At 33.7% G+C, this 12,613-nt stretch carries 10 protein-coding genes and 2 pseudogenes; 5 read left to right on the top strand and 7 right to left on the bottom strand.

Annotation, left to right across the window (positions count from 1 at the left end; all coding sequences use genetic code 11):
• Positions 1-26: 26 nt before the first annotated feature.
• Entirely contained in the window at positions 27-245 is a 219-nt protein-coding gene (locus ACH6CY_RS09885; protein ID WP_374067174.1) for a heavy-metal-associated domain-containing protein, read from the bottom strand.
• A gap of 311 nt (positions 246-556) precedes the next feature.
• Between ACH6CY_RS09885 and ACH6CY_RS09880 the strand changes: the two genes are divergently transcribed.
• Entirely contained in the window at positions 557-1,471 is a 915-nt protein-coding gene (locus ACH6CY_RS09880) for a helix-turn-helix transcriptional regulator (RefSeq protein ID WP_374067173.1), read from the top strand.
• A 687-nt stretch (positions 1,472-2,158) separates the two neighbouring features.
• Here ACH6CY_RS09880 and ACH6CY_RS09875 read toward each other — a convergent pair.
• Positions 2,159-3,485, bottom strand: a pseudogene (locus ACH6CY_RS09875) (IS4 family transposase).
• A gap of 189 nt (positions 3,486-3,674) precedes the next feature.
• Here ACH6CY_RS09875 and ACH6CY_RS09870 point away from each other — a divergent pair.
• The 3 genes from ACH6CY_RS09870 (at position 3,675) to ACH6CY_RS09860 (ending at position 5,202) form a co-directional block, all read left to right on the top strand.
• On the top strand, positions 3,675-3,992 hold the full coding sequence (locus ACH6CY_RS09870; protein ID WP_374067172.1) for a hypothetical protein: 318 nt from the start codon (positions 3,675-3,677) through the stop codon (positions 3,990-3,992).
• Positions 3,993-4,056: 64 nt separating this feature from the next.
• Positions 4,057-4,794 carry a hypothetical protein gene (locus tag ACH6CY_RS09865; protein ID WP_374067171.1) on the top strand — a complete coding sequence of 246 codons (738 nt, stop codon included), beginning with the start codon at positions 4,057-4,059 and terminating at the stop codon, positions 4,792-4,794.
• Positions 4,795-4,854: 60 nt separating this feature from the next.
• The gene (locus ACH6CY_RS09860) at positions 4,855-5,202 is read left to right on the top strand and encodes a DUF3139 domain-containing protein (protein ID WP_374067170.1); all 348 of its coding nucleotides are present in this window, start codon (positions 4,855-4,857) and stop codon (positions 5,200-5,202) included.
• 114 nt (positions 5,203-5,316) lie between these two features.
• On the opposite strand, the pseudogene ACH6CY_RS09855 reads toward ACH6CY_RS09860, so the two are convergent.
• The 5 genes and pseudogenes from ACH6CY_RS09855 to ACH6CY_RS09835 all read right to left on the bottom strand — a co-directional run.
• Positions 5,317-5,535, bottom strand: a pseudogene (locus ACH6CY_RS09855) (IS3 family transposase); the annotation flags it as partial.
• 40 nt (positions 5,536-5,575) lie between these two features.
• Positions 5,576-6,820 (bottom strand): IS256 family transposase, encoded by a 1,245-nt coding sequence (locus ACH6CY_RS09850; protein ID WP_374067217.1) that lies wholly within the window; start codon positions 6,818-6,820, stop codon positions 5,576-5,578.
• A gap of 686 nt (positions 6,821-7,506) precedes the next feature.
• Complete coding sequence (locus ACH6CY_RS09845; RefSeq protein ID WP_374067169.1) at positions 7,507-7,833, bottom strand: AzlD domain-containing protein; 327 nt, start codon at positions 7,831-7,833, stop codon at positions 7,507-7,509.
• Positions 7,830-8,546, bottom strand: coding sequence for an AzlC family ABC transporter permease (locus tag ACH6CY_RS09840; protein ID WP_374067168.1), 717 nt, complete (start codon positions 8,544-8,546; stop codon positions 7,830-7,832). The genes ACH6CY_RS09845 and ACH6CY_RS09840 overlap by 4 nt, the downstream gene beginning before the upstream one ends.
• Positions 8,547-8,640: 94 nt before the next feature.
• Positions 8,641-9,447, bottom strand: a complete 807-nt coding sequence (locus ACH6CY_RS09835; protein WP_374067167.1) for a TrmB family transcriptional regulator — start codon at positions 9,445-9,447, stop codon at positions 8,641-8,643.
• A 440-nt stretch (positions 9,448-9,887) separates the two neighbouring features.
• Here ACH6CY_RS09835 and cas3 point away from each other — a divergent pair, with 440 nt between their 5' ends.
• The gene (gene cas3, locus ACH6CY_RS09830) at positions 9,888-12,293 is read left to right on the top strand and encodes a CRISPR-associated helicase Cas3' (RefSeq protein WP_374067166.1); all 2,406 of its coding nucleotides are present in this window, start codon (positions 9,888-9,890) and stop codon (positions 12,291-12,293) included.
• The last annotated feature ends 320 nt before the right edge of the window (positions 12,294-12,613 follow it).

Genomic DNA, 12,613 nt, shown 5'->3' with positions numbered 1-12,613 from the left:
ATGTAAATAAACATGTGTCCATTCACTTAATCGGCTATTGACACATCCGAATCAATTTTTTTTATAACCTTCTTGGCTTGTTTAAAAACGCCATCGAATTTGTCATCTGGAGCTTCAAGAATCATTCGTTGCCCCATAAAATTAACCTTCACATCAATCACATCATCTAGTTTGCGAATACGATCTTCAATTTTCGCTGCGCAACTGCCGCAGTCTATATCTAGAAGTTTATAAGTTTTTTTCATAAAACAATTGCTCCTTTCAATTATTTTTTATACAATCAAATTATCAAACAATCAAATGATCGTTTGATTGTATTTGAATATAAGTATACTGATTTTATCTTTCATTTTCAACATAATCTAGAAGGTGAGACCAATTGGATTAAATTTTTGGCTGATTGGAATAAGTATTATGAATATAGACAAGGAACATTGAGGTACCTGATTGTTGCTAGTAGTCTATGTATTTATCTTATCTTTAAGCGCTAAAATTAGTTCCAAGGGAAGGGATGAATCATATGAAAGATTCTTTTTTTTCACATATTAATAGAGACATGAAGTTAGTGCAAAACTATCATCATGTTGTTTATCGGCTGAACCAAGACAAGGGCCAAGGAACTGCAGCTGTCTACTCTGTACTTCCTGGTGTTGAGGTGATCGTTTTTAACTTTCAAGCAAGTCACTACATACCACCGATTTATCCAAACTTAAATATTTTGGAATTGAATCATTGTGACGAAGGACGAGCTGGATGTAAAATGAAGGATGGATGCCTGCAATATATAGAAGAAGGTGATTTGTTTATGAATACTATGAGCAACCGTAGTAATTATATTGAATTTCCATTAGAGTACTACAAAGGTATAAATATTATAATTGACTTGGATAATTTAACAAGTCAATTAGGAAAGTATATTCCGGATATCCCAATCGATGTACAAGAGCTTGCTAATCGCTTTTTTTTAGATGATGAATGTTTTTTTATACAGGTAAAAGAGGGCATTCACCATATCTTTAGTAGTATGTATTCGATCCCTTTAGAGGCAAGGGGTACGTATTACCGACTGAAAGTTTTGGAAATTTTAATTTACCTTTATTATTTTGACACAGCTAAAGAGCAGCAGAATAAACTTTACGTCCGTCAAGAAGTTGACATTATCAAACAAATTAAAAAGATGATGACAGAACAAATTGACCACCGATTTACGATTGGTGAACTAGCAAAGCAATATTGTATTAGCACTACCGCATTAAAGACTACGTTCAAAGGTGTCTACGGTGTTTCGATCGGGGCGTATATGAAAGAATATCGTATCAAAAAAGCAGCTTTGATGTTACTTCAAACGCAAAAAAGTATTGGAGATATTGGTTTGGCAGTAGGATATAAAAGTCAGAGTAAATTCGGAGCAGCCTTTAAAGAGTTGTATCAAATTAGTCCACATGAATACCGCAACAAACATGATATATAATAAAACCATAAATTTTTTGAAGGTAAAGATTTATGCAAGAATTTTATAGGCATTAGCTTGCTTGTATTTAGGTAATCGTTGCAATCCGTGTAAATACTTGAAATAAAAAAGTTATGGTTATCAATTAATCAATGCATATCAACTGTCATTTGTAACGGAGAACACAAGCTATTAAACTGTCAAGGTCTTAATATAATTAGCTCTTTTAGGCGCTTACGAGACCGTTTGATAGAATCAATAGAAGCTGTAGTACTTGTGCTACAGCTCTTTTGTGATCGTAAAATAGACAACAAAGAATCTACTTGTGCATATTAGTTACTGGTGACTCATAAACTAATAATACCAACACAATGAAAGACATTAGCATTTGCCCCTAAATGGATTTTTCATAGCTAGCAAAAAAGTATTTCTGTTTGGTATATCTTTTACTTTTAAAGGAGCTATCAGAAGGTTTAATTTTTTCAAAATTTAACCTTGGTAAAACTTTACACGTAATCCGCTTTGAGATAGAATAATAGCAATTAAATGTAAATTAGGTGTTAAGGTTATTAAAAAAATAGCTATTAAGTATACAGCAAAGTCTAATTGACCTACTTGATAGTGATAGAAAACAGAGGAGGTGGCATATTAACATGAAAAAATAAGCAAAAAAATTATGGATGGATTATTTATTGTATGCTTACTAACTCAACTTTCGCGCCCTGAAACAGGCAGGTATACCTTGATATAGTTAGGCAGTCCCGCAATCCATTGTAGTAGTTGACTTTTGATTAACTTTTGAATTCTTTTATTTGTGTGTTTTATAGTATCTTCAAGCAGCTCGATTAATTGCTGTAATGCTACAGCCCAATCAAGTTCATTTATTTCATCACATAATTCATAAAACATACCACCCAAGGTTCTGTCATCTATGCTACAGCGATTTTGCCATGAAAGTACGATATATCTTGTAAATACAATGGTTGTATGGCTTATCAGAGAATCGTATGAACGACCTTGAAACTCTTTTTGTAATTTCAATAGGGATTTGGTAGTTTTAAAAAACACTTCAATATCCTAACGCATGCCTTAAATACGAATAATCTCATGGTCACTCAGGGTACAATCTGTACTCAAAATCGCAAGCCAATCGCTTTTCTTATTGCGATTACGAACAAAAATGACCTTAATAGGTACACCATTTGCCTGTGTCGTATGAATGGAACGTAAAACACCCTTTTTTCCATCGGTTGGTGTAGACAAACGATATAACTGATCAAGGTAAACAAGTACACCATTTACGATGTAGCGTTGCTTAAGCTTTTTAACCATACCGATAACATCCAGTCCTTGTTCTGTTATTTCCTTGTTGCCCGGTAAACCATGAATCCATTTACACGTAAGAGGCATCAATTCCAGCTTTCAATGCTCGTTCAATCATGTTAGGGATTTGCTCTGGTGCTGTTTGTAATGCTTCTTTTCGTCGTTTGTAACCAGAACTGCGGGTATCAACATCATTTGATATACCGTTAATCTGACTCTTTTTTGAACTCAATAATGAAAAGTCAACAGGCAAAAAGGTAGCACCATCAGACCATCCCAATGTCAATATACGAAACCTTTGTAGAAATGCATTTTCTGGGACGTATGGTCAAAGCATTTAGCCAAAATCTCGACGTGCTTACTTCGATTTCGATCGTAAGATGAATCATCTAAAATTAGTACTTTTGGTCGGTCATGGCGTGTAAGTTTAGATACCGTCCCAATCGTATGGGCAACAAGGGAAAGCAAAAAACGACGCCAGTTAAATATGGAGCGGTTCAAAAAGCGATAAACCGCATCCTTAGCCGGCAGGTCCAAGAACTTTTTGCTTTCAAGCGTTCGAAACCAGTTTTTGTTTTCAAATATCAAACAGAAAATTAACTGAAAAAGATAAGCACAAGAAAAACCAAAAGACTTTGTAATTCCTGCGTTTCGTAAATGTTGATTTTATTTCACTTGGTAGTTGCTTGTTTTGGCCATTATTCGCTATCATAGTAGGGGACATCTCTTCTATTTTGGTAGTGATTCTGCTAAATCAACTATACCAAAAGTTTGGGTGTCTTTTCACGTTTAGGCTTAATCTCAAGTACTATATCGCGGGTGTTACCGGCATCGGTGAATACTGGATGAACTATTATTTTATCAATGCGAAAGTTGAGTTAAAACCAAAAGGAGCTTATCTATGAATTTCATAAAAAAAGAATTTTTAATTTTTTTATCACTATTATGTGCAATAGGTGTATTTTTAATGAGTAGTGCATTTCAAAGTATGGCATACTGGGGAAATGATTTTACTTGGTATTGGGTTGGAGTTATTTTTACTTACTTTCTTGGATTGATTGGTACCGTTTTTTTAGTCTTTGCAATTAAGAGAAAAACAAGAGTAAACAGAGAATCAAGGTCTGGTTTGTCAGTGTTTGGGATAATGACTTCTATTATATTGATTGGTGGCTTTCTTTGGACAACTTTTATAATAATTGCAGGAATATCTGGAATTTGATTTATTATATGGAATTAAGGGATATCGCATAAAAATTCCAAATATTAAAAAGGAGGTATTTAGTGTGAAACATTTATTTAAAGTAATCAGTTTGTTAGCTCTTGCACTAGTATTGTCGCTTACCATGTTCCAAAGTGGGATTCAAGCTTATGATAAAAATGATTCATCTTACACAAATATATCATTTGAGGAGTATAAAGGATATCAAGATGAAGGTATCCTAGGAGAAGATGTTACTTATGAAGAGTGGGTAGAATTAGTTAATGCATCTAAAGAATTAGAAAATCTCCTTGAAGATTCTTCTGATTTTGAAGAAGTATATTCGTCCGACTCCGTAGAACCATTTAGTAGCTTTACTATGAAAAGAGGAGACGTTGTTATTACAAATGGTACGTCATCAGCAGGGATTGCAGGCCATGCTGGAATTGCTACCAGCAGTAGTTATATATTGCATATTGCCGGGAAAGGAAAAAAACCTGTTAAAATATCTCTATCAAACTGGCATAAAAACTATACAAATAAAACCAAATCATCATGGACAAAGGTATATAGACATAAGAGTGCAACAAAGGCCAGTGCTGCTGCAAAGTGGACGAAAAACACTTATCTTAATTCAAATGCTGAATATAAAATAACCGGTAATCTCGCTAGTACAAGTGTAACTTATTGTTCTAAATTAGTTTGGCAAGGATATTATTATGGTCCGAGTACTAAAGAGGCTAATGGACCAACGATAGGATATAGAATGCCTTACCATTTACCAAAAACTATTCACAATTTAAGTCATAAAAAGACCTATTAAAAGAATAGAAGAGAGTAAAATACTTCAGAGAAAACATTGAAACCTAAGAAGGTAATGATTATGATAATTTTATTTATATTTTCGATATCCTTTTTTTTGATTTTTTATTACCCTGTACAAAAAAAATTAGCATTTAAAAAATTTGATGAGTACTTGATAAAACAAGATACCAATAGAGATAAGATCGAAAGTCTAAATGCCTTTAAAGATTATAAAATGGGTGGTTATCAACTCATTGTGAAATTTCATGATGATCCACAACATATGTATATTTATCATTACTATTTGTGGACTCATAGAAAAAATGAATCTATACAATTTGATAAAATGTTTTTGAGTATTATAGATGAAGAAAACTCTTTAGAACTAGATCCACCGTATAATGACAATGTGAAATATAAACCGTAAGTGACAAGTAGTAATTTATTAAGTGCCTTAGAATTATAATAATGTAAGAGGCTGAGACAAAACCCAGATAAATAATAAAAAATTGCACATTTCCAATGGATTGTCAACACTAAATCAGACAATATTTTTAAGGGTTGTGTTTCGATAGGAAACGGGACTTACATAGCCAAGTGTGCCATGAATTCGTATATTGTTGTGCCAATGAACGTAATCGAAAAGTTCAAGATTGAGTTGTTCAAGGGTGTTAAAATGCATCCCATTTATTAATTCGGTTTTTAGTATCTTAAACGTTGCTTCGGAAACTGCATTGTCATAAGGATTCCCCTTATTACTTTTTAAAGGGGTTTGTCAAATAAAGTGTGTAAGTTCTAATTTACGCAAGGTACTTTAATACCCGATTTTTTAGATCATCATGGATAAGAAGTTGGTTCATAACCATTGCCCAATTTTGGATGTGGCCACCTTTCCATTTGATCTCAAGTTCTTTAATTCGTAAAAATAATACTTTTAATAGGGCGTTCTCATTTGGGAATGCTCCTTTTTTGGTTACTTTTCTGAAACTGGAATGAATACTTTCTACGGCGTTCATTGTGTACATTACTTTACGAATCGCACTTCCATAATCATAAAGTTGTTCGACGTGTTGGAAGTGTCTTATCCAAACATCAATCGCTCCTGGATAAGCAACCCATTGTTGTTTAAGGGATTCAAAAGCACTAAAACAAGCCTTGAGGCTCGGTGCACCATAGACTTTCTTTAAAGCTTTGGTAAATGCTTTATAATCTTTAATAGGCACATATTTGATGGAATTACGTATCAAATGAACGATACAGCGTTGGACGATGATATCCGGGAAAATAGCACGTGCACCTTCTTCTAAACCACTGACACCGTCCATGGATATAAAGAAAATATCTTCAACACCTCTTGCCTTTATTTCATCAAAAATCTGCATCCATTTATGTTTGCTTTCCGTTTCATTCAGCCATAATCCAAGAATCTCCTTATGGCCTTCAATCGTATATCCTAAAATAGTGTAAACAGCACATTTTCTTGTTTCATATTCATTGCGAATCGTTGTATACATGCAATCTACAAATACAAAGGCGTAACAGTTACTTAGCGGTCTCGTTTGCCATTCTTCCAATTCTGGAAGAACATGATCTGTAATATCGGAAACCATCTCGTGAGACACCGAAAAGCCATAGATATCTTCTATAGTCGCAGAGATATCCCGTTGTGACATGCCTCGTGCATACATAGAAATGACTTTATTTTCGATCGCTGAAACGTCCGTTTTACGTTTGGGTATAAGCTCTGGGCTAAAAGAAGCATCACGGTCTCTTGGCACCTCAATATCCAATGCACCTGAGCTAGTTTTGATGGTTTTCTTGCCGTAACCATTACGTCTATTTTCTGTTTTCTTTTCCCCTTTATTGTTCGATTCATAGCCCAAGTGATGAATCATTTCCCCTTTTAACATGGCTTCAAACATAGGGCCGAATATATCTTTAAGTGCGTCCTGCATGTCTTCTACGGTCTCTGGTTGGTAGTTTTCTAGAACTTGTCTCGCTAATGCAGCTGATTTTTGATCACGCTTTGACTTGACTAATAGAATAACCTCCCAATCGTTATATTTTAATTCTACAATAAAAAAACTGAACTGCGAAGTAAGAGCCGTACGCTCCCCTACTTACACAGTTCAGTTTACACTCCCATGGTAGGTGCTGCCCCTCACATTTTGTCTGCTTAGGTTACTGTCAAAACATGCTATCAATCATTTTCTATAATTTGAGTAAAAGGATAGTTCTCTGAAACTGTCTGTATAGGTGATATCTACCTCCTATTGCATGAATCATAGCTTTAATATCCTCTTATTACATATATAAAGTATTGCTTTTTCTACCCTTTCAATGGGTTTTTAAGGGGAAATAAGCTCAACTAAATACCCATTTCCCCGAGTAATAAATATTTTTTCTGAAAAACGACTATCATTTACTAATAGCCATCTTGTTTTTTTGTATGTGGAAAAGCATTTGCATTTCTCAGCTAACATTATACGGCTTTTATTATTAAAAATTGTCCCTTTTGCGAATCGTTTGAATCATTAATGTAATGCTTAATGAAATTATCTTTTGTAATTAATTTGTTTCGTTAAAATCTACCTTCCCTTTTTGTTAACGGAGAAATACATCATATAAAAAATCGTTAAAATACGTCATGTGTAAAGTTCTATAAGAGAGTACTGACAAGGACTGATTAAACAAAAATTATTTCAGGTCATTACTGTTGATAGTTTTTTATTTAAAAAAGCAACCGTAAAATAGCCATGCTCAACATTGCTACAATAACAGTAAATAATAAACTTCTAGTAAATAAAGCAACTAAAAGTGTTGGAAGTGCAGCAAGTAATCGTAAATTTCCTATTATATAAGTAAATTCATAAGTAGGAATGAGAACTTCTTGAACAACTAGTGCTGTCATTACAGCAATAGGAATATGCTCAAGCCATTCAATAACTTTACTCGGTATTTTCATTTGACTTAACATCATAAGCGGAGCACTTCTAGGTAAAAAGGTTACAATCGTCCCAAAGATAATGATCGCTAATATAGTTGGATCCATTGTCATTTTTTCATCACCATCCCAATAGTTGCGGCTACAACGGTAGCTAAAATAATATGTAAACCACCAGCGGTTAAAAATTGACTTAAAATGAGCATCATGACCAATGTTGTTGAAAAGACGATTAAATCAATACGCCAACGTTTCCGACTAAGAAATTGTAAGACAATTAGACCAATAAACATTCCTGCTAAGGCAAAGTCCATTCCGAATTTCTCAGGATTTGACAGCCAAGTACTGAAGTATGCTCCTGCTACATTCGCCACAATCCAATTCACATATGCTGTTAAATTTAATCCCATTAACCACTCAAATTGAAGTGGTGTATTTTTTAATGTTTGGTTTGCAATAATTCCATACGTTTCATCCGTCAATAAAAACCCATTCAGTGCATTTTGTTTTAGAGAAAAAGCTTGAAAATGTGGAGCTAATGAAGCACTCAATAATAAATAACGTAAATTGACGATAAAAATAGCTATAACTATCGAAATTATTGGTGCTCCAACAACAATCATTCCAGCCACTACAAACTGAGCCGACCCAGCATAAAGCAATATAGAGATAAGTAGAACTTCAAAAGGGGACATTCCAGCTGAAGTTTGTACGACACCAGCAGCTAAACCGATCCCTAAATAACCTAAAACAGTTGGTAAACAATCTTTTACACCTTGCCAAAATGGTTTTATCATCAAACTGTTATCTTTTTTTGTATATTCCATAATAAACAACCTCTTTTAGTGATTTGTTAACTAACTACTATAAAATAAGCATAAGAGAACGATCCTAACAAAGGGATCGTTATTCAAGGAAGAACTATTTTTTTCCGCTTACTACTTTTTTTAGATCAGGGCGTGTACGCCATAACTGATCAAGCTTTTCTGCGCCAAATTTTTCTGTGATTTCTACAATCATAATATCATGTCTTATATATTCTTCAGCGACGAGGACAAGGGCAGGATCTTCTGTTTTTACCGCCCAGGCAGAGCCATTATCTAAAAAGTTTGCAATAATGACTTCTTCATGATCACGAGAAGCAATCGTCAAATAGCCATCCATTCTATCACTAACAACTTCTGGTTTCATATAGTTATGGTGGTATGTATGACCAAATTGCATCTGTTCAGCACCGAATAGTAAAGAGAAGAATGTGATATTAGCTTTTTCTTGTTTCTCAATTATCGGTTGGAGCACTTTAGCTTGCTCATGCCATAATGAAAGTATTACTTCTTTACGGGCTCGTTGTATAAGATTAGTCATTTCTTCTAATACAAAATCATTCGATTTGATTCTCCAAATGGTGTTCACTTCTGGTTCAGACTCAATAGAAGTTAGCTCTTTCGATAAAAAATTGAAAGAAGCGTCAAAATCTCGTTTCATGCGATCCATTAATTCAACAGGATTAACTGGAGAATATGTTACTGGATCCGTTGGAACAGTGTAAATAGCGCCTTTGTCTAAAAGCTTTCCTAGCACTTCATAAATCATTGATCTAGGAACTCGAGTTCGTTTACTTACTTCGTAACCGGTAATCGGAGAATGCTTTAATAATCCAATATACGTGCGACATTCATACGTAGAAAAACCTAGCTTTTCTAATTGATTAATTAACTTTTTTTCCATACAATCACCTTAGTAGTTCATTTTATAACTACTAAAATACAAGGTATATATTGCTTTGTCAAGTCTTAGATTTTACTGGAATTAGATTTAAATTTTAAATCAATATTTAAATTTTTTGTGACCAAAATATTGACGTAGATGCACATTAGATACGCCATACTTGTTGTTTAAATCGTTTACAGAACTTTCGAAATGATAAAGACCGACAAATATTTTATGAAAATCATAGTTATACTGATTACCATTATTAGATTTACTCATTGGACACCTCTTCTTAAAAGTCATTGTATAAAATTAGCTATGATGTATCCATGAAATTATACTAACATCACAATTTAGACAAAATATTATATTTTATTTACAAATATAAACATATCAGATACAATATGAGTATAAATTACCTGTTTTTTTAACGATTTTCTAGTTTGGGAGTGAGTGAAATGGTATATATTGCTCATATAAGAGAAGCAGATAAAAAAATTCAACCTGTAAAAGACCATTTACTTGGGGTTAAACACTTGGCGGAAACGTTTGGGGCTAAGCTCCAATTAAAACATGTAGCTGGTCTAGCGGGTTTACTCCATGATCTAGGGAAATATAGTGATGAGTTTCAACAATACATTTATGAAGCAGTTTATACTCCTGATGACGCAAAGAAAAAACGTGGAGATGTTGACCACGCTACTTATGGCGGCAAATTGTTATTTTCTTTGTTTCATGATAAAAATAAGAATAGTCAACCAGAATTACTCCTAACAGAAATAGTAGGAAATGCAATTATTTCTCACCACAGCAATCTACATGATTATATCTCACCTAAGAGTCAATCCGGTTATTTAAATAGAGTAAAACACAAAGAATTACCCGAATTTCCAAAAGCTGTTGAACGTTTTTTTGATGAAACGATTTCTAAAGCATCATTTGCAGCATATGTGAAGAAAGCAACCTCAGAATTAGAAGAATTCACTGATTATACCGAAACGCAAAGTTTTTTTCTAACTAAGTACATATTTAGTTGTTTAGTAGATGCTGATAGAACGGATACTAGATTATTTGAAGAAGATAAAAAGGTCGATCAGCATTTTCAACCTAAGTCTTTATTCTCGATGTATTATAAGAAGTTAATTAATAAACTAAATGAATTTAAAATGAATCCAAATGCTAACCATCCAATTAATGTATTACGACAAGAGATGTCTGTGCAATGTGAGATGTTTGCAGACAAACCATCTGGTATTTTCACACTGTCCATTCCGACGGGTGGCGGGAAAACGCTCGCGAGTTTAAGGTATGCACTTAAGCATGCTCAAAAATATAATAAACAACGGATTATTTATATTGTTCCTTTTACGACAATTATTGAGCAAAATGCAGAAGAAATACGCAATATATTAGAGGATGACGAGCACATTTTAGAGCATCACTCCAATGTTATCGAGGAAGAGAGTGATGACGAACAGGACGATGGTTTACTTGCAAAAAAACACAAATTAAAATTAGCCCGCGATAATTGGGATAGTCCGATTATTTTTACAACAATGGTGCAGTTTTTAAATGTCTTTTATGCAAAGGGAAATCGCAATACACGTCGTTTGCATAATTTGAGCCATGCTACCCTTATTTTTGATGAAGTGCAAAAGGTTCCGATTAAATATATATCGCTTTTTAACGAGGCACTTAATTTTTTAAAGAATAATATGTCTAGTAGCATTTTATTATGTACTGCAACACAACCTACACTAGAAAACGTACAACACAGCCTTTTAAAGGATCGTGATGGAGAAATAATTGATAATTTACAAGCTGTGTCTGAGTCTTTTAAACGTGTTGACATAATTGATGAAACGAATCAATCCTATACGAATGATCAATTAGTTACATGGATTAAAGCAGACATAGGTCACTGTGGTAGTACACTAGTTATCTTAAACACAAAAACAGTTGTAAAAGATTTATATAAGAAATTAAAAGAAGCAGGGGTGCCGGTTTATCATCTAAGCACTTCAATGTGTGCCGCACATCGAAAGGATCAGTTAATTGAAATCAGAAGAAAACTAAAGGATGATGTATCTTTTGTTTGTGTAACAACGCAATTAATCGAAGCTGGAGTAGATGTCAGCTTCAAGCGTGTGATACGTTCAATGGCTGGCTTAGATTCAATTGCTCAGGCTGCAGGTAGGTGTAATCGACATGGTGAGGTTGATCAACGAGATGTGTATGTGGTTGATCACGCAGAAGAGCGTTTATCTAAATTAAAGGAAATTAAAGAAGGAAAGCAGATTACAAAAAACATATTAGCAATGTATAAAAAAAAGCCCAACATATATGACAACAATTTGTTGTCTGGATTTGGAATGCGAGAATACTTTCATCATTTTTATCAAAAAATGGACAGTAATTTGAATTACTATATTCCAAAAGTGGATAAAGATATGACAATGCTTCTAATGGGAGGACGCAAAGACAATGAGTATGTAGCACATTATAGAAAAAAAATGAATGAAACATTGCCGTTGTGCCTCACTGGTAGCTACAAAACTGCGGCAGAGCATTTTCAAGCAATTGATCAAGCAACGACATCCATTCTTGTACCTTATGGGGAAGGAAAAGAAATTATTGTGAGTTTAAATAGTGATGACAGATCTGAAGAGCTATCTAATGCACTTAAAAAAGCACAGCAATTCACGGTAAATGTTTACTCAAATGCGCTAGCTGAATTAAAAAGGGAGAATGCGCTTGTTATGCATTTAGATGGGGCTTTTTATGAGTTGAGAGAAAATTGGTATAGCGATGAATATGGTTTAGATTTGATGGGGGAAGGAGCAATGGGTGATTTAATTTTATAAAGCCTATTTGTTATGAAACAAGATAGGCTCCATACACACTTCTCATTTTTTCAATCCGCGCTTTTTAAGCGATTCGTTCATAGCATATTATTTTTCATTTGCAAATTTGTTTTATTATTTCAAGAATTTCTTTAATTTCTTTAAGTCTATCAATTTTTGGCTGTACACCAGTTTTATCTTTTGCTTTCATAGCATATCACCTACATCAAATGTAGTATGTTTTAGTATATGATGGGAAATTAAAACCTGAATTATTCATACTTCCTAATTAAGTCATGTTTGAAATCAAAATCAAATATTTTCTTGTTCCATTGAAAAAG

The organism is Paraliobacillus sp. JSM ZJ581 (assembly GCF_044383835.1).
Taxonomy (GTDB): domain Bacteria; phylum Bacillota; class Bacilli; order Bacillales; family Amphibacillaceae; genus Paraliobacillus.
The sequence above is the reverse complement of the archived record's forward strand: the minus strand, read 5'-3'. Positions and strand labels throughout refer to the sequence as shown.